General features: G+C 40.4%; 18 protein-coding genes and 1 pseudogene. 17 read left to right on the plus strand and 2 right to left on the minus strand.

Annotation, left to right across the window (positions count from 1 at the left end; translation table 11 throughout):
* Window positions 1-38: 38 nt before the first annotated feature.
* Window positions 39-1,424, minus strand: a complete 1,386-nt coding sequence (locus B5G33_RS18475) for an MATE family efflux transporter (RefSeq protein ID WP_087418701.1) — start codon at window positions 1,422-1,424, stop codon at window positions 39-41.
* 125 nt (window positions 1,425-1,549) lie between these two features.
* On the opposite strand from B5G33_RS18475, the gene B5G33_RS18480 reads away from it, so the two are divergent.
* The 12 genes and pseudogenes from B5G33_RS18480 to B5G33_RS18540 all read left to right on the plus strand — a co-directional run bounded on the left by B5G33_RS18480 (window position 1,550) and on the right by B5G33_RS18540 (window position 12,857).
* Window positions 1,550-2,077 carry a PadR family transcriptional regulator gene (locus B5G33_RS18480; RefSeq protein ID WP_087418702.1) on the plus strand — a complete coding sequence of 176 codons (528 nt, stop codon included), beginning with the start codon at window positions 1,550-1,552 and terminating at the stop codon, window positions 2,075-2,077.
* Between the two features lie 5 nt (window positions 2,078-2,082).
* Window positions 2,083-2,193 (plus strand): annotated as a pseudogene (locus tag B5G33_RS18485) (cysteine-rich KTR domain-containing protein); the annotation flags it as partial.
* A gap of 175 nt (window positions 2,194-2,368) precedes the next feature.
* The gene (locus tag B5G33_RS18490) at window positions 2,369-3,055 is read left to right on the plus strand and encodes an ABC transporter ATP-binding protein (RefSeq protein ID WP_087418703.1); all 687 of its coding nucleotides are present in this window, start codon (window positions 2,369-2,371) and stop codon (window positions 3,053-3,055) included.
* The gene (locus B5G33_RS18495) at window positions 3,045-5,588 is read left to right on the plus strand and encodes an ABC transporter permease (RefSeq protein ID WP_087418704.1); all 2,544 of its coding nucleotides are present in this window, start codon (window positions 3,045-3,047) and stop codon (window positions 5,586-5,588) included. Before B5G33_RS18490 ends, B5G33_RS18495 begins: the two co-directional genes overlap by 11 nt.
* An 82-nt stretch (window positions 5,589-5,670) precedes the next feature.
* Window positions 5,671-6,336, plus strand: a complete 666-nt coding sequence (locus B5G33_RS18500; RefSeq protein ID WP_204247432.1) for a response regulator transcription factor — start codon at window positions 5,671-5,673, stop codon at window positions 6,334-6,336.
* Window positions 6,333-7,355, plus strand: a complete 1,023-nt coding sequence (locus B5G33_RS18505) for a sensor histidine kinase (protein ID WP_242974768.1) — start codon at window positions 6,333-6,335, stop codon at window positions 7,353-7,355. The genes B5G33_RS18500 and B5G33_RS18505 overlap by 4 nt, the downstream gene beginning before the upstream one ends.
* Before the next feature lie 21 nt (window positions 7,356-7,376).
* Window positions 7,377-7,550, plus strand: a complete 174-nt coding sequence (locus tag B5G33_RS18510) for a cysteine-rich KTR domain-containing protein (protein ID WP_087418707.1) — start codon at window positions 7,377-7,379, stop codon at window positions 7,548-7,550.
* 477 nt (window positions 7,551-8,027) lie between these two features.
* Complete coding sequence (locus B5G33_RS18520; RefSeq protein WP_087418709.1) at window positions 8,028-8,459, plus strand: RNA polymerase sigma factor; 432 nt, start codon at window positions 8,028-8,030, stop codon at window positions 8,457-8,459.
* A 592-nt stretch (window positions 8,460-9,051) separates the two neighbouring features.
* Entirely contained in the window at window positions 9,052-9,420 is a 369-nt protein-coding gene (locus B5G33_RS18530) for a type II toxin-antitoxin system PemK/MazF family toxin (RefSeq protein WP_087418710.1), read from the plus strand.
* Window positions 9,413-9,550 (plus strand): hypothetical protein, encoded by a 138-nt coding sequence (locus tag B5G33_RS21450; RefSeq protein ID WP_158096529.1) that lies wholly within the window; start codon window positions 9,413-9,415, stop codon window positions 9,548-9,550. Before B5G33_RS18530 ends, B5G33_RS21450 begins: the two co-directional genes overlap by 8 nt.
* Before the next feature lie 39 nt (window positions 9,551-9,589).
* On the plus strand, window positions 9,590-11,386 hold the full coding sequence (locus B5G33_RS18535; RefSeq protein WP_087418711.1) for a recombinase family protein: 1,797 nt from the start codon (window positions 9,590-9,592) through the stop codon (window positions 11,384-11,386).
* A gap of 148 nt (window positions 11,387-11,534) precedes the next feature.
* Window positions 11,535-12,857: a hypothetical protein gene (locus tag B5G33_RS18540; RefSeq protein WP_087418712.1), complete on the plus strand. Its 1,323-nt coding sequence runs from the start codon at window positions 11,535-11,537 to the stop codon at window positions 12,855-12,857.
* Between the two features lie 6 nt (window positions 12,858-12,863).
* On the opposite strand, the gene B5G33_RS18545 is transcribed toward B5G33_RS18540, so the two are convergent.
* Window positions 12,864-14,210 carry a uracil-xanthine permease family protein gene (locus tag B5G33_RS18545; RefSeq protein WP_087418713.1) on the minus strand — a complete coding sequence of 449 codons (1,347 nt, stop codon included), beginning with the start codon at window positions 14,208-14,210 and terminating at the stop codon, window positions 12,864-12,866.
* Between the two features lie 198 nt (window positions 14,211-14,408).
* Between B5G33_RS18545 and B5G33_RS18550 the strand changes: the two genes are divergently transcribed.
* The 5 genes from B5G33_RS18550 (at window position 14,409) to B5G33_RS18570 (ending at window position 18,948) form a co-directional block, all read left to right on the plus strand.
* Entirely contained in the window at window positions 14,409-14,684 is a 276-nt protein-coding gene (locus B5G33_RS18550) for a helix-turn-helix domain-containing protein (protein ID WP_087418714.1), read from the plus strand.
* Window positions 14,674-16,692 (plus strand): DEAD/DEAH box helicase, encoded by a 2,019-nt coding sequence (locus tag B5G33_RS18555; protein ID WP_087418715.1) that lies wholly within the window; start codon window positions 14,674-14,676, stop codon window positions 16,690-16,692. Before B5G33_RS18550 ends, B5G33_RS18555 begins: the two co-directional genes overlap by 11 nt.
* A 16-nt stretch (window positions 16,693-16,708) precedes the next feature.
* Window positions 16,709-17,350, plus strand: coding sequence for a hypothetical protein (locus B5G33_RS18560; protein WP_087418716.1), 642 nt, complete (start codon window positions 16,709-16,711; stop codon window positions 17,348-17,350).
* Between the two features lie 47 nt (window positions 17,351-17,397).
* Entirely contained in the window at window positions 17,398-18,489 is a 1,092-nt protein-coding gene (locus B5G33_RS18565; protein WP_087418717.1) for a DUF362 domain-containing protein, read from the plus strand.
* A gap of 165 nt (window positions 18,490-18,654) precedes the next feature.
* The gene (locus B5G33_RS18570) at window positions 18,655-18,948 is read left to right on the plus strand and encodes a hypothetical protein (RefSeq protein ID WP_087418718.1); all 294 of its coding nucleotides are present in this window, start codon (window positions 18,655-18,657) and stop codon (window positions 18,946-18,948) included.
* The last annotated feature ends 77 nt before the right edge of the window (window positions 18,949-19,025 follow it).

Consider the following 19,025-nt stretch of genomic DNA (forward strand, 5'->3'; position numbering starts at 1 on the left):
GGTCATCGGCTCTGTTTCGAATAATATGCTTGATTTTGTTATTTTTCAGAAATACATGATGTTTCTTTGATTTTCAATTCCTCGACAGATAAATTTTTGTGCAAAGGAATTGCCATAAATATCGTTATGAGTGCGGAAAGTACATCAGCAATCGGTTGTGCGTATAAAATACCGTTTAAGCCCCATACAAGCGGTAAAATTAAAATAATAGGGATAAAACAAATGCCTTGGCGACAAGCCCCCAGAATGAACCCCTCTTTTCCTTTGCCAAGAGCAAGGAACAATGATGAATATACTGTATAAAATCCAAACAACATAAAGGTAATACCATTTATTCTTAAGGATGAGGCTCCGATGTTAATCATTTCTGTATTGCCAGTCGTAAACTGTGAAACAATGGTTGGAGAAAACAAAGTAAGTAATAAGCCTACAACAACACAGAAAATGGTTGACCATAAAATAGAAGTTTTGATAGCTGAACGCAGACGATCAAATTTCTTTGCACCATAACTATATCCTGCAATCGGCTGAAATCCTTTGATGAAACCAAATATTGTTAAACTTCCCATAGAGATTAGGCGAGTGACAACGCCCATTCCTGCTATGGCTGCATCGCTGTAATTACCTGCAGCATTGTTTATTAGCGAGATAGAAATACTGGTCAATAACTGAAATACAAGTGTAGGAATGCCGATTTTAAAAATTTCCGAGAGAACTTCCTTAGAAAAAGTGCAGTTCCTTATTTTGAATTGAAAAACACTTTTCTTCCTAAAAATATAAAATAAATATACAAGAGTAGAAATTATCTGTGAAATAGCAGTTGCAATTGCTGCTCCTGCAACACCTAAGTGAAAGGTGTATATAAATAACGGATCTAATCCAATGTTAAGGACAGCACCTAACAATAAAGCACACATTGTCGTTTTTGCTGCTCCTTCACTCGTCACAATGTTATTCATTGTTACATTGAATACATTGAAAATGCAGGAAACGATATAAATACTCGCATAGGTAGTTGCATAGGGAAGAATACTTTCAGTTGCACCTAAAAGCCTTAAAGTGGGCTTCAAGAAAATGATTGAGAGGACTATTATAATTGCGCCGATAACAAGACTGCTGTATAGTGCAGTACTTGCGACTCTATTTGCTTGATCACGGTTCTTTTGTCCTAACAATCTGGAAATATAGGAAGCAGCTCCATTACCAAACAATAATCCTAATCCGACAACTACTTGACCGAGTGGATATACAACCGAGATGGCTGCCATTTGACTTTCACCCAATCCGCCTACAAAATAGGCATCGACAAGATTGTATAGGGCATTGATAAGCATCCCAATCATTGTTGGAATACCCATTGCTAAAAGAGCTTTTGGAATTGGAGTACTGCCCAGTAACTCCATTTTTTTGTTTTGATTATCCATAGTGTTTCTCCTTTCACTTGACAAATGAAATAAATTATACTACTATAAATTATAGTAGTTGAAGCGCAAAAGGTATTCTACTATAATTTATAGTAGTTGTCAAGAGAGTAAAGGAGGTAATTGAAATGGCTACGATTGACCTGATTGTTTTGGGAATTTTAAAAAAGGAGCCAATGAGTGCGTATGACATTCAAAAATTAGTAGAATACCGCAATATTTCAAAATGGGTAAAGATCAGTACACCTTCCATTTATAAAAAGGTTATTCAGTTAGAGGAAAAAGGATATATTTCAAGTCATACTGAAAAAGAGGGAAAAATGCCGGAGAAATCGGTCTATTCTCTGACTGAAAAAGGAAAACAGCAATTTGAAAAGCTGATGATTGAAATATCCTGTAAACCTATCAACATTTTTTTGGATTTTAATGCTGTCATCGTGAATTTGGACAGTATGACGAGAGAAAAACAACAAGAATGTCTGGATAATATTGAGAGCAGTATGGCAGTGTTGAAAACATATCTGGAAGAAAATATCGCTTTAAAAAAGGAGGATGATGATATTCCGACTACTGGTATGGCAGTTTTACAACAACAATATATACTGGCTCAAGCCATAGAGGAATGGATTTGTACTTTAAAAAGAAATCTGGTGTGAATAGAATGGATAAATCTCAATGGATTATATGTCCTGTTTATGGTAATAAAACTCGTAATAGGATTAGAGAGGATACCATATTAAAAAATTATCCTCTCTACTGCCAAAAATGTAAGTAGAAAATTTTAATAGATAAAAAACTACATGATGGTCATTCTAAAATTTTATAAGATTGATATTTTCTTTTTCATAATATTGAAAATGGTACAAAGATTTTTAGTATGGACTGTAATGAGATTGTAAGAAGTGGCTGCTATACTAAAATCACAAATAGATTTGGAGGTTTTAGCTATGGCGATACTTGAAACAAAGGATTTGCGAAAAATATATGGAAGTGGAGAAAATGAAGTCCACGCTTTGGACGGTGTATCTATTTCCGTGGACGAGGGCGAATTTGTCGCTGTTGTCGGTACTTCCGGCAGTGGTAAATCCACGCTGCTCAATATGATAGGCGGATTAGACCGCCCTACTTCCGGCAGTGTAACGATCCGTGGAAAAGAGCTTTTGAAAATGAAAGACGAGGAATTGACCATTTTCCGCCGCAGGAATATTGGATTTGTCTTTCAGAATTACAATCTGCTCCCCGTCCTTAATGTGTACGAAAATATTGTGTACCCTATCGAGATTGACGGGGCGAAAGCTGATACAGAGTTTGTCCGGCAGATCATTCATACACTCGGACTGGAAAAGAAGCTCAAAAATATGCCGAATAACCTATCCGGCGGTCAGCAGCAGCGTGTAGCGATTGCCCGTGCATTGGCTACCAAGCCCGCTATTATCCTTGCCGATGAGCCGACTGGAAATTTGGACTCTAAAACAAGTATGGATGTCATCTTGCTTATGCAGTCTATCAGCAAGCAGTACCATCAGACCACGATTATGATTACCCACAATGAGGAAATCGCTCAAATGGCAGATCGGACAATCCGCATTGAGGATGGGAAAGTTGTTTCGGGAGGTGTCAGATATGCACGATAACCGAAACAAAGGAGCAATTAAAAAGGTTGAAAAAGGAATGATGAAGGCAAACCGTATTCGTAATATATTTGCGGTGCTTGCAGTTGTCCTTACCACCTTTATGATTACAACAGTTTTCAGCTTGGGCATTAACTATATGCAGAATATGGAATTATCCAGCGTGCGTACAGCAGGCTCTAATGCTGATGTCACATTAAATGCGCCCACCAGCGAGCAGGAACAGCAAATCCGTTCTTTGAATTATGTGAAAACAATCGGTACTCGATATATGGTCGGCTCTGCTGTCCAGACAAATTCGGAGGGTAGAGAGTCGTCCATAGTGATTCAGTACTACGATGAAACAGAATGGGAACAGCATTTTAAGGAAGCCATCAGCAATATCAACGGCTCTTACCCTACACAGGAATATGAAATTATGCTGTCTGAGGACGCTCTTGCACAGCTTGGAATTGAAACGCCGACGCTGAATATGGAGATTCCTCTATCCTATTATGATAAGAACGGTCAGCAGGAAAGAATTTTCACTTTAAGCGGCTGGTTTCGTTCCTACATCGGGACGGGAATGGCTTTTGTTTCAGAAAGCTACTGTGCGAATGCCGGATATACCTTGCAGGATAACGGAACTTTATCTTTAACCCTAAATGAAATGCCGGGAGACTTTTATCAAATTCAAGAAGATGTATCTCTAAACGACAATCAGTATTTTAACGGATCGGTTTCTATGAGTTCTTCCAATGGCTCTATGATTGCGATGGTTATTCTCTTGGTACTGTTTATTGTCGGAAGCGGTTATCTTCTGATTTACAATGTCCTGTATATTTCCATTTCCAAAGACACCCGCTTTTATGGTTTGATGAAAACGATTGGCACAACACAGAAGCAAATTAAATCGCTTGTAAAAAAGCAGGCATTTAAGTTTGCCTGTATCGGAATCCCTATCGGCATCGTATTAGCTGCGGCGGTTTCCTTTGCCCTTGTCCCGTTGTTTTTACAGCAAGGATATGAACAGGGTAGATCAAGTATGGACGCCGTTGTATTTTTCCACCCTGCTATCTTTATTCTGTCCATTATTTTCTCTGCGGTAACCGTTTGGATTGCTTGTAATGCGCCGGCAAAGGCGGCGGCAAAGATTTCTCCTGTTGAAGCTCTCCGTTTTCAAAACTTTGCACCGAAAAAGACGAAAAGCAGAAACTCAACCAACGGAGGCAAGCTGTCTGTGATGGCGTTCCATAATGTTTTTCGTGATAAGAAGCGGGCTGTGCTTGTATTTCTGTCCCTCTTTATGGGTACTGTCACGATTTTAGGTGTTAATGGCGTTTTGGGAAGTATCAACGGAGAAAACTATGTTGATAAATACATGAAATATGATTTTCGTTATACGGATTCACAGTTCAGCCAGTTTGAAAATCTCGAAAAAGAAACGCCGCAATTTGATGAGCATTTTATAGAACAGCTTTCACAGGTTGATGGTGTTGCAGATATTTCCACGAGTAAAATTACTTGGGCGGAAATCGGCTTTAATGCTTCGGAATTTGAAAGCTTCTTGAAAATGCAGCACGAGGAGTTATATCACGATGGCAAACCCTATGAGCAGATGATTTCAGAGCTGCAGGACTATGCCAATGCCGGAGATTATGGCTGCTATGTTGTGACCATTGATGATGAACTTGTAGAACAATATAACGATACCCATAATACGCCGATTGATATAGAGGCTTTTCGCAACGGAGATACGGTCATTGTGGGTATGGATACGGACACCTTTGCGCCGAACGCTACACTGGTTGGTAAAACTCTAAATTTGACTTCGGATAACGCAGATGGGCAGTCCGCAGATTTTCAAGTGGCGGGAGCGTTCAACTACAAAGACCTTGATGATAACTTCAATATCGGGCATCGTAAATGGGTGGGCGCTGTTCCTGATGTTATTTATGTCAGTGACGCAGGAATGGAGCGATTAACAGACACCGCTATCATATACGATATTGGCGTGGACATTGAGAGCGCAAATCAGTTACAGAAAGTAAATAACGAGCTTATAGCAATCAACAACACCTTGCCTTCCGGTGAATGGAATTTTCAAAGCTCTGTTTCTGTGTTGGAGGAATTCAATCAGATGTATTTTTCCATCGGTCTGCTTGGTAACGGTGCGGCGATTCTGCTCATCGTGATTGGCTTAATCAACTTTGTGAATGTTATGCTTACCGGAGTTATTGCAAGAAAAAATGAATTTGCCATTATGGAAAGTATTGGGACTACCAAAAAGCAGATCAGAAAGATTTTGACACTCGAAGGCGGATTTTATGCGCTTATTTCAACAATACTGATTATGACTTTGGGTAATGCTTTCCTTTTGTTGGTAGCAGACGCAGTACCGAGCATTGCAGATTATGCAAGGTTTGAGTACCCTGTGGCGCTCGTTGTTGGTCTTATCATTGCCATTTTTGTAATATGCCTTACTGTTCCATCTCTGGTTTATCGGTTTATCTCAAAGGAGACAGTGATAGAACGGCTGCACGATTTTGAAAACTAAATAGGTAGCGGGGCGGGCGCAGCACTGCTGTGTCTGCTCCTGCAATTCTATATATTGAGGAAAGGTGGTGTGCTTTGCGGTTATGGCAAATATCTTTTTACTGGAAGATGATAAAATTTTGAGCAAAGGGATTTCGATTGCTCTTGAAAAGGACAAGCATACCATTACAGCAGTTTATGGCTATATGGAAGCCTTGCAGAAATATCAAAAGCAAAGGTATGATCTGTTTCTGCTTGACATCAACCTGCCTGATGGCAGTGGAATGGAGCTTTGTAAAAAAATAAGGGAGACTTCAGAAATTCCGATCCTGTTTCTAACTGCGAACGATACAGAGCAGGATATGCTGGCGGGCTTCGGTGTTGGCTGTGATGACTATATTCCTAAGCCCTTTTCGATTGAAGTTTTGCGGAAAAAAGTACAAGCTGTCTTAAAGCGGACAGGCGGCGGAAAATCCCGTATTCGATATAGAGATTTAGAAGTAGATACAGATAAATGCCTTGTTCTGCTGAACGGAGAAGAAGTACGCCTCACCTCGACGGAGTACAAACTGCTCTGCTATTTGATAGAAAATAAAGGCAGGATTGTGACGAAAGCTATGCTTTTGGAACAGCTTTGGGATATAGACGGGAACTTTGTTGATGAGAATACGGTGCGTGTGAACATTAAGCGGCTGCGGCAGAAACTAAACGATGATAAGCAGGAATACATTATTACTGTTTTTGGTATGGGCTATACCTTTGGAGAATGATGATGAAGCGTTTTGAAATATATCGAAAACTGATTTTGATTGCAGGTACTGTCATAGCGGCGGTATCTGTTGGCTCTGTGTTTTTTATGGAAAACACTTCTGCCCTTATGCTTTTTGTCATTTGTGCCTTTGCGATTTTATGCGGCTTATTGTTTTTGCTTGACTTCTTGCACAACCGCTATCACGATGATTTGTTAGAGCAGATCACGCTGCTGATAGAGGCTTTGGTAGAACAGCAGGAACGGATTGTTTTTCCTGAAAATGAGGATACGCTGACTGCCCGTCTGCAACACCAACTTTTGAAGCTCCGCAATATTTTAACAGCGCAGAATCAAATGCTGGCGCAGGAAAAGGAGCAGATCAAAACGCTGATTTCAGATATTTCACATCAGATTAAAACGCCTGTGGCGGCGGCAAACACCTTTGCACAGTTACTGGATGATAAAGGAATATCCAATGAGGAGCGCAGCGAATACATCGCCACTTTGCAGACTTCCCTTGAAAAGCTGACCTTTTTGACAAACAGCCTGATTAAAATGTCTCGTTTGGAAAGCGGTATTATCAGCTTGAAGCCCGAAAAAAACAGCTTAAATGATATTGTCCTGCAAGCGGTAAAAACTGTTTATGCGAAGGCAAAAGAAAAAAACATAACAATTACTTTTGACTGCGAGCAGAATTTTGAAGCTATGCTCGATTTCAACTGGACAACAGAAGCAATTACCAATGTGCTTGATAACGCTGTGAAATACACGCCAAGCGGTGGGATTGTCGGATTAGAGATTACAGAATATCCGTCCTATCTGCGACTGGATATATCCGATAATGGTGTCGGAATACCCGAAGAAGAACAGGCAAAGATTTTCGGACGGTTTTACCGTGGAAAGCAGTCAGCAGGTATTGATGGTGTGGGGATCGGACTATATCTTACCCGTGATATTGTGAGTAAACAATGCGGCTATATCAAAGTCATGTCCGATAAATGTGGCAGCACTTTTTCAATTTTTTTCAAGAAGATTTAATGTAGAAAAGAGAAGGATATTATGCAAACAGCACAGTGGATATTATGTCCTATTTGCGGTAATAAAACCCGTGACAGAATTAGAGAAGATACCGTATTGAAGAACTATCCTCTCTACTGTCCTAAATGCAAACGGGAAACTTTAATCAATGCGAAAGAATTACATATAACTGTCATCAAAGAGCCAGACGCATAGACGCAGAGCCGATGAACTTGTGAGTTACCTCACGGATCATCGGCTCTTTCTTTTTCGGATAGTGCTAATCAGTCCGCCATATAAAAAAACGGAGTTTTGACGGACTGTATTGTTATGCCCTAACGCTCCCTCTAAACCCGTTTTGAGTTTGGAGGGATTTTTTATGCGATGGTGTAAATCCACCGAACTGCTGCTTATCCGAAGCAGCAACTACATATATCTCATTATGGATTTATGAGGATAATCCGTTAAAAAAATCCTCGCTTCTATAAGGGAGATTTATACCCCAAAAGTAGAAGCCAAATTTCTACTTAATAGAATATTTTTAGCCTATAACCGCATTGCTCTGACAGCCTTTGCGGTTTTTCTTTTGTCGTTTTTTGTCAGAACACGACACAAAGAATTTTTCAGTGTAGGCTGTCGTTCTCCACCGACCAATCTGGATTTTTCAAAAAAATTCAGATTGGAGGGAACGATATGGCTTATAACAAAGCCAAAGAAGAAAAGAAATGGCGGCTCTGGAAAGAAGCCGAAGAAAATAAATTGCGGAGCTTAGGCGTTGATGAAGATACCATTGAAAAGCTCCGTGTCCACGATTGGGAAGTATTCAACTCTGACAGAAGGTTTTACCAGAGACTAAAGGATGTGGCTACATACCTTGAGGAAATGGAAGCCGATGCGGAACTGCCCGAAATAAGAAGCGTTGACGACTTGCTTAACAGCATTGAAAACCAGAAGCTCCATCAGGCTCTTATCATGGTGGACAAGCTGACTTTGCAAATTGCACTTTGGAAAATGGAAGGCTTTAGTAGCTCTGAGATTTCTAAAAAATGCGGTTTATCTGTTAATGCAGTAAATTTCCGTATGTGGCATCTGAGAAAAAAGTTAAAAAAACTTTTTGACATCTAATATTAAGACCGTTGCCACGGGCTATGGGATGAGAGGCAAAAACTCTCATCCCATTTTCCTTGTGTGGCGAGAATGGGAATGTTCCTTGAAAAGTGAATACCCATTCGCCTAATACTTCCTCTTTGTGATTGTGATGAGCATAAGCGTGTGCAGCGGTACGCCAAGACCTGCCGACAAGCAGAAAAGCGATGAAAGGTGGTGAGCGATTTCTTACCGACTCAAAATATCGGGCAGCTCCCGATTACGCCATAACCCACAAAGAGAACTATGGTACTCCCGTCCAGTCACAGTCCGAACGGTAATCAATCCGTCGCAGGCAATGAGGGCGGCTCTGGCAGACCGTCAGAGGGGGAAACACCCGTGGAGTCAGTTCGCTGCTGACCGTTTGGCGACTTCCCTGCGCTTTTAGCGCATTAGCATTTTGGGGTGTCGAGGACAAATAAAAATGCTCCTATTCATATATAGTCAAACACAAGGCGGTCATTGAAGCAGAGAATTGTTTATACTCTCCCGACCTTAAAAACTTCCTTGTGTTTGACTGCTTACATAGGCAGATCGTGTTTGCCTAAATAAGATAGGAGGTCATACACATATGGAAAGAAAAATAAAGCGGGGCGATATTTATTATGCCGACCTTAATCCAGTTATAGGCTCGGAGCAAGGTGGAATACGCCCCGTACTTATCATTTCTAATAATATCGGAAACAAGCATAGCCCCACGGTCATTGTTGCCGCTATTACAAGTAGAGCGCATACAAAAAGCAGATTGCCTACACATAAAAATATAAATGAATTTTCAGGTTTGACTCAAAACTCAGTCGTACTTTTAGAACAGATACGCACTATTGATAAGCAACGCCTGCAGATGTTTTTAGGAACTCTGGACAGGCGTTTTATGGTATCTGTTGACGATGCGCTGTCAATTAGTTTAGCTTTGGAAGGGAGGAAGAAAAGTGCATGAGTTTAAATTAGACAACTATTATGCTGCACTGAAATTGATAGAGATACTTCTGGAAATGGGAAAAATCAATCAAGCTACTTATGCAAATATAATGCGTCATCAAGATTTGCACATTTCACAAGCGGCTTGAAATTGGCTACAATGTAGCTGAAATTAAGGAGGTATCGTTATGAATACAGCAATAAACGAGTACAATTACAGATTTAAACTTACTGATTATTCCTTGTTTGATAGGAACAGAGAAAGGCTGGTGGCAATCTATGGTCGTGTTTCCACGGAACACGAAGCACAGCTCTCTGCGTTAGAAAATCAGTTACAATGGTATGACGACCAAGTCAAATATCATCCAAACTGGACAGTCTGCGAACGGTATATTGATGAAGGAATTACTGGAACGCAGGCAAAAAAACGCCCTGCCTTTTTAAGAATGATTGATGATGCGAAACACGGGAAGTTTGATTTAATCGTAACCAGAGAGGTTTGCAGATTTGCCCGTAATGTTGTAGATACTCTCGTAGTAACAAGAGAGTTAAAAGGGATAGGCGTTGAAGTGTTTTTTATTGATGATAATATTTGGACAATGGACGGCGATGGCGAATTGAGATTGTCATTGATGGCAACACTGGCACAGGAAGAAAGCCGCAAGACTTCTGAGCGTGTAAAAGCAGGTCAGAAAATCAGTCGTGATAATGGTGTCCTTTATGGCAATGGAAATATCCTCGGATATGACCGGGCAGGAGACACCTATGTTATCAATGAGGAACAAGCCGAGACAGTCAAAATGATATTTGATCTTTATTTACAAGGTTATGGATCAATGAAGATTGCTAAGATACTGACGGAAAGAAAAAGGAAAACTGCATCAGGACTTGTGAAATGGAGTGTATCTAATATAATGCGGGCTATCCGTAATGCCACATACACAGGTACGAAGTGTTACAATAAATCCAGAAGCAATAATTTCTTGGAACAAAAGCGCATCAACAACTTGGATATGTCTACTTATGAATATGTAGAGGGAGATTTCCCTGCTATTATTTCACAAGAGGTTTGGGATAAGGCACAGCAGATACGAATGAGCAGAATGAAGCCTTCTCTGGTATCCACAGAAAAAACAACCCACAGTAAGCGGGACTCAAAAGATATTTGGGTCAACAAATTAAGATGTTCCTGCGGCTCGTCTTTCCGTAAAAATCGGTGGCACACTAAGAAAGACGGAGGAACTTCGTATGGTTATCAGTGCTACAATCAGCTTAATAATGGTACAAAAAGGAAAAGAGCTGAACTTGGTCTTGATACGGATGGCTACTGCGATATAAAAATGATAACAGACTGGAAACTCGACTTTATGGCGAAAGAGCTGTTAGAACATTTGTGGCAGAGCCGGAAACAATCTGTTCTTATTGCAATAGACCTTATTAAGAGGTATTATAAAGAGGACAGAGGGAGCAACAGCTATTCTGATGCGATTGCTCTGCAGACAAAATTGGATAAAGCGCAGACCCGGTTGACAAATCTCATTGCGATGCGGGCGGACGGAGAATTGTCAAAAGAAGAATATCAAAATATGCGTGTGCCGATTGATACAGAAATTCAGCAGCTTCAGGACAAGTTAAAATCTGCAGATACTGATAAACAGCCGACAAGAGGTTTAGAGCTTGACGAGATTATTAAGACGCTGAATACGCTGATTGATTTCAGCGGCACAAAGATTAGCAGGGATGTTATCAATCAATTCGTGTATAGAGTAACGCCGACAACGGATAAGACCTTTGACTGGTATATTCATTTACACGGAACGGTTGATGCCAAGGCGACATTTACTGCTGATGGTAGAAAGGGACGGGCAATTATCAGGTTAGAGGAAATCGAGCAGATTTCCTCATTACATAGGAAAGAGAATGAGAGTAACAGCGATTTCATAAAAAACCCCATTGTTTTTTCCTTTCTGCACAGGCAGCACTGAACAACAAATAAGAATTTTCTGAATAGAAAATATATTGTCCAAGCATAAAAATTGCCTTATTTCTGATATTATGTCAGAGATAGGGCAATTTTCTTATGGGGAAAACTTGTTTTCTGGGCATACTATATAAAAAAGTAAGGTGCTCATTATGAAAGAAAACGAGATTTTTGATAAAACTTCCAGACAAATTTTGGCTCCGGCTTTAAATGACTTCGTACTGTGGATTTTGTCAGAGGCCTGCCGTGATGGAATACATCGAGTGTATTTCCTTGCCAGAGACGGTTATCTTATGCACCGCTGTGCACAAGTATATGTAAACAAGCTGCAGCTTCCTTTGGAATGCCGGTATTTATACTGTTCCCGGTACTCTTTGAGGCTGCCTTTGTATCACAGAGACATGGAGACTGCCCTGAACTATATCTGCCGAGGAGGTATTGAGGTCACTGTCGAGAAAATCCTTAAACGTTCCGGCATTCGTGAACCAGAAAAGGAGAGGACGCTGAAACTCCTGGGATGGGAGGAAGAAAGAGACCGGCCCCTGCCGTATTCCTATTTGAAGAAAATCAGGCAGAAACTGAAGGGCTGTCCTTTTTTTCTGAAAGCAATGGAAGTAAACTCCAGGAAGAAACTTCCTTCTCTTCTTGGCTATCTGGAACAGGAGGGACTTCTGGATGAGACACCTATGGCCCTGGCAGACAGCGGGTGGACAGGATCCATGCAGAAAGAAATCAATCAGGCTCTTAAAATACTGGGGAAAAGCGGCCAGTTGTCAGGATATTACTGGGGGCTTTATGAACTGCCGGAAGGGATAAAAAGGGAAAACTATCACTGTTATTATTTTTCTCCGGAAAAAGGTTTGAGAAAAAAGGTTCATTTCAGCAACAGCCTTTTTGAAAGTATTTTCAGCGCACCTCACGGGATGACAACAGGATATGAGAAAAAGAATGGAAGGTGGGAGCCTGTCTGTGGACCGGGAAATGAAAAAAAGAAAAGATTTCTGGAAGAACTGGAGAGTATCCTTCTGGAGTATGCAGAAAAGCAGGCGGAAAGAATAGAGGATATAGAAAAACTTCCTTTAGAAAAAAATAGGAGAGAAATCAGCAGGCAACTGAGACGGATTATGGGAAAACCTTCGTTTCAGGAGGCGGAAGCTTTCGGAAATCTCCCTTTTTCAGATGATGTCTTTGATACAGAAGGGCAGATGACAGCGGAAAAGCTCACAGAAGAAGAATTGAAAGCCAACCATGCCTGGAATAAGATCCGCCGGATGAGCGGTTTCAGCAAGGGGTATGTGAAAGAAAGTCCCTGGTATGAGGGCAGTGCAGTCCTTTATGGGAAAAGTCCCGGATGGGACCTGCTGATGTACCGTATATATAAATATCTGCTGTATTTAAGAAAAAAATATTCCCCTTCCAAGAAGAACATCAAAGAGAAAGTTCAGGATGTTCTCCTGGAAAGGGAAAGTCTTTAAGAGAATTTATTTATCCTGGGCGCCTTTATGGGAAGCCTGGGATTTTTCTCCCTTGGGAAGAATGACATTTAAAAGAATAGCCACAATAGTAGCCAGAACAACCGGTGATGAACCGAAAATCGTAGTCACCCATCCAGGAAAAGCACTGAGGGATCCGGAAGCCTGTGTAACGCCCATTCCAAGAGCTACGGAGAGACCTACAATAGAAGTATTTCGATAATTCATTGCCTGCTGCATGATCAGCTTGATCCCCGTCATAGCGATAGAGGCAAATACGGAAATTGTGGCGCCTCCAAGTACACACTGAGGAATGGTGGTAAGGAGTGCAGAAAATTTCGGTACCAGTCCGGCAATGATCAGGACAAGAGCGGCAAGTCCCAGAACACAGCGGTTAATAACTTTGGTGGTAGTAACGATACCTACGTTCTGACTGTAGGTAGCTGTGGGAAGACCGCCGAATACAGCGCCGATAATATTTTCAATACCATACATGACGATGCCCCCCTGGAGCTCTTTAGTAGTGGGCTCGCGATCCATACTGCCTACTGTAGTAGCAGATAAGTCTCCAATAGCCTGTATGGAATTAATAGCGAATAAAACGCCTATGGCGATACAGGCTGAAGGCTCAAAGCTGACGCCGAAATGGAATGGCTGAGGCAGCTGAAAAAATCCTGAAGAAGAAATTCCGGAGAAATCGATCATTCCGAAACATGCCGCCAGAGCATAGCCTGCGATAATACCGATAAGGATAGAGGCTAGCTTTAAAAAGCCTTTGGCAAAATGGTTCAGCCCTGTTACTACTGCCAGAGTAAAGAAGGCAACCAGCCAGTTCTGCCAGGAACCATAGTTTTCGCTGGAAGTTCCGCCGGCCATATAATTTACAGCTGTGGGATACAGAGAAAGGCCGATGGTGAAAACTACAGTACCGGTGATGATAGGCGGAAAGAGGACACGGATTTTTTTTACGGTAATGCCTACGATAATGGCTATGACACCGCCGACTATCTGAGCCCCCAGAATTGTGCCTACGTCAAATTCTCCGGCAATGGCCTGCATACTGGGAACATAGGCAAAACTGATTCCCATGATCACAGGAAGTTTTGCCCCTAACTGAAAATTTTTTCCTTTAATAATAGGAAAAAGCTGAAGCAGGGTACTAATGGCAGAGACAAACAGGGCAGCCTGAATAAGGATGACCCGGTCCTGGTCATTAAGACCGGCCACACCGGAAACGATGATGGCGGGAGTTACACACCCTACAATCATGGCAACTACGTGCTGAAGAGCCAGAGGAAGGGCCTGGGAAAAGCCAGGAACGCCGTCCAGCTCAAAGATAGAAGCTTTGGTTGACATAAGTGAATCCTCCTGGGTAATATGTAATTTTTAATACTTATACTACTTTACACAATTAGAACCGGCGTGTAAAGAGGAACCTGAGAAAAAGGGGATTTTTGTAATATTTAGGTATATATAAACAAGTTGACTGGAGGGTAACGTATATGTTACTATTGATGCATGGAATTAAAACCCGGAGAATATTGAGGAGAGATAATGAATAAGCAGGAAAATGTCCAGTTCCTACTACTGGAGAAGCAAAAAAACACAAGAAAAAATGTGATTGAACAGTACGTGAAATTTCGAAAGGATAGAAATTTGACTCAGGAGGAATTGGCCGGTATTATCGGGGTGTCCAGACCGAGTATCAGTCGGTTCGAAAGCGGAGATTATAACCCTACTCTGGATATGATGGTAAAAATAGCAGAAGGATTGGAACTGAATTTAGATATTTCATTAAAGCAGAAAGAAGGAGAGGAAAATGAGCAATAGAAAAACAGACAGCTTGTTTTATACGAATATAGAAAATTACGAGGGTTTGGAACCCCTTTTTGATAAGTTGGAGAATTATGCAAAAAATGGAATTAACCCTGTTTATATTGTCAACCGGCCTCTGGGAGAGAAAAAATACAAATATAATTATGAAAAAGCTTTTGTTTTGCTGATTCCTAAACACAAACTTATCTTTGTCAATTATGGAGGAAATCCAGAGGCGTTTGAAGACTTTGCCGAGGACATGATAGACGATCTGGGACACCTTTCGGATAGATATGAGTATATGAAAGTTTTAGGGAGACCACGCCAATGGAGAAAGGCATTTACGGCATTTTACGATTATGATGAAATTGAGAGAATGCATCTGCAGGATTTCCTGGATAAAAACAGATTGCATTCAAGGGAGGAAGAAAGAAAAGGAGAGTTTTTGATCTCTTTGCTTACGGGGAGTATTAACGATATAGAAAGAACAGGCGTGGACTATCCGGATACTCTTCTTGAAAAGATAAAGAAAAAAATTATTCTGTTTGATGGTGATCAGACCAGATTTATTTTTGATGAACCCCATAAAGACAAAATCATTATCCAGGGACTGGCAGGTACGGGAAAAACAGAGCTGTTGCTCCATAAAATAAGGGAATTATATGTTAGGAAGGAAGATCTAAAAATAGTATTTACTTGTCATAATAAGATACTTGCAGAGAATTTGAGAGAACGTATCCCAGAATTTTTCGATTTTATGAAGGTTGATGAGCAGATAAAGTGGCAGGAGCGCTTATGGGTGATGAGCAGTTGGGGATCTAAAGGAGACAAAAATTCAGGCGTTTACAGCTATGTCTGCAATTATTATAACCTGCATTTCGAAAGATTTTCTTACAATGTTACGTTCGATGAAATTTGCCGGAAAGCATTGAAGGAATTGAATGAATTAGAAAATTTTGCACCATGTTTTGACTATATATTAATTGACGAGAGTCAGGATTTTACAGACGGATTTTTTGAACTGTGCAGAAAGGTTACAAGATATTGCCTTTACATTGCAGGGAATATTTTCCAGAATGTTTTTGAAAAAGAAATGATAAGTGAAGTAAATCCAGATTTTCTTCTGAATAAATGTTATAGAACAGATCCAAAGACACTTATGTGCGCACACGCTATTGGCATGGGATTGTTCGAAAAGAAGCATTATTTAAGATGGCTGGATGATAAGTCATGGGAAGCCTGTGGATATGATATCAGGAAGGAAAAAGGTTTTTATGATCTTTACAGAAGACCTCTGAGACGTTTTGAAGACTTGGGGAGTACAGGAATCAAAAATATAGAACTCATTGAGACAGATCCTGAATTATATCTGCCCCGAATTCTTTCAATTATTGAAAACCTGACGAAGGAGAACCCTTCATTACAGCCAGATGACATAGGAATTATGTTTCTGGAAAATGATAACAGGAATTATCAGCTTGCGAGCAATCTTCAGATTGCAATAGGAGAAAGATTCCAATGGGATGTTAATATTGGATATGAATCAAAGAAAAAGAGCAGAGGCAGTGTATTTGTAAGCAATAAGAATAATGTGAAAGGCCTGGAATTTCCCTTTGTGATATGTCTTATGCAGTCTGGCTTGGACGGAGACCTGCAAAACAGGAATTCTATTTATATGATGCTCACCAGATCTTTTATTACATCGTATTTTTTGATGCCATCTGGAGAAAGTGAGAAAATTGAGAAAATTAAAGAAGGGATAAACTTTGTCGAGAAAAATGGATATCTTCATATTCAGGAACCGGATGAGTCGGAAAAAGAAAAATTAAATAATGCCATAATTAAGAGAACAAATATTTATAAATCGCAGAGGGATATTGTGGAAGAAATTATGGATATGATTGGTATTGAGAAAATATATAGAGAAAAACTTCATGCGATTATTCGCAGCGCATATAAAAATGAACTGGATAGAGACAGATTATATGATATTGTCAGAGCAAATTATAATCTGATGAATTAAGGAAGTTGAGAGGTTTATGGAAAAATACATTGAAATATATCCAGGTGAATATTTTACAGATAAAATAATGAAGCCAATAAGGAAGAAACAGGATGTTATCCTGCTGTTGCTGGAAACCGTAAAGATTATTTCAGACAATGTGGGGAAAACAGCAGATGGACAGAGCAAAGTAATCCTGTATAAAGATAAAATGAGCAGAGTCTTTTACGAGACAAAAGATAAATTTTTTTCAATAAGTTTTCCATTTTCTATAGAACAAAAAGGCGGTAATTTTAAAATATATGATAAAGTTACAGAGCTGGAAATAGACAGCAGAAGATTGTCCATGCTTATAAGGATTTTTTCTTCAGAATCCCATATGGCTTTATCATTAGAGCGGGTGGTAGATGATATTCTGGAAAGTGCAGAAGATTATGAATATCAAAATATCGATGAAGTATGGTATTTGGTCTTTCTTTTATGGAATATGGAAGATGGATATATAAGATACGATTATGATCCACTATACGAAAAAGGGCGTATACATCCACTTAATCATCTGGATATTAACTATTCATCGGAAGCTACATATAAAATCGGTATAAATAGAAAAATCAGTATAAAAGAATTTATCAATATTTTAGATATAAAAGCGGACTGTGCTTTTATTGTAGGATAATATTTATATTATTATATTGTGATAGCAACAGAAAGGCGGTTAAAGAAATGGAAAATACAGAGATTCTGGCAATATACGGGAAAGATTATAAAGATATGACAAAGAAACTTCTGGAAGAGGCTTGTCTGGCCTCCAGGATACCAGATAAAGAATGCCGTATTGGCATAAAGCCCAATCTGGTGTCTCCTTCAGACCCTTCCCGGGGGGCTACCACTCATCCGGAAATCGTAGAGGGGATCATTGAATATCTTCAGGAACGTGGCTTCCATGATCTTGTTATGTTAGAAGGCTCCTGGGTGGGAGACAAGACAGAGGACACAGCCAGACTATGCGGATATTATGACCTCTCAGAGAAATACGGTGTAGACTTCCTGGATATGCAGAAAGACAGCTATGAAACCTATGACTGTGAAGGGATGGAACTGAAAATCTGCGATGAAGCAAAAAAGCTGGATTTTTTGATCAATGTGCCGGTAATGAAGGGACACTGCCAGACAAAGATTACCTGTGCGCTGAAAAATATGAAAGGATTGATCCCAAACTCCGAGAAACGCCGTTTCCATTCTATGGGACTGCACAAACCTATTGCCCATCTGGCTGTGGGAATACATCAGGACTTTATTGTAGTGGACAATATCTGCGGAGACTGGGATTTTGAAGATGGAGGAAATCCGGTAGTGATGAACCGGATTATGGCCGCTGCAGATCCGGTATTGTGTGACGCTTACGTGGCTCATCTTATGGGATATGATCTGGAAGAGATTCCCTATATCCAGATGGCAGCAGATCTGGGTGCAGGACTGGAGGACTGGGAACTGGCTGAGTTTCGGGAATTAAATCTTCCGAAGGAAAAGGCTGTGGTTCCCAAGGACAGAAAAATCGTGGAACTTCAGGATACTGTAGAAGAGGTAGAATCCTGCAGCGCCTGTTACGGATATCTGATACCAGCTCTTCAGCGTCTGAAGGAAGAGGGGCTGATGAAAAATCTGAATGAGAAAATCTGCATCGGCCAGGGCTTCCGGGGAAAGACTGGAGAGCTGGGCATTGGACAGTGTACCAGAAAGTTCCGACACTTCCTGAAAGGCTGTCCGCCTACAGAAGAGGAAATCTATCAGTTCCTGAAAGAGTATATCCAATAGAAAAGAATTGGTTTGTATGACCAAAGTGTTACTAAAAAATGACAGATTTTGTCGGAAATGGTTGTTTTTTGCAGAAAATAGGATATAATTATATAAAAGTATGCTGTCAAGCCACCTGCAGTCCTGCAGATGGCTTGATGTTTGTAAAAAGGAAGGAGAAAAAATTTGATATTTAACTCGCTGACATTTATTTTTCTTTGTTTTATTCCATGTATTCTATGTATACTGGCGGCGGAAAAGGCAGGGGGGCGTTTCCGTATACGGATTCAGAATGTGATACTGCTCCTCTTTTCTCTGCTGTTCTTTGCCTGGAGCGGAACTCAATACATAAAAGTTCTGGTTTTCCTTATTGTATTGAACTATGTTCTGGGACTTCTGGGAAAACGGTCCAGAGTCTTGCTGATCATAGGCGTGGTTTTGAATCATAGGAGGGTACATTCCCCGATGCTTGCATCGTAACTTGCTTAACGATACATGAGAAAAGTGATAGAATGTAAGCGGGAAGGAGAAGTTGTAGATGAGTGAAAATATCCACA

It is taken from the genome of Blautia sp. An81 (assembly GCF_002161285.1).
Classification (GTDB): Bacteria; Bacillota; Clostridia; order Lachnospirales; family Lachnospiraceae; genus Blautia; species Blautia ornithocaccae.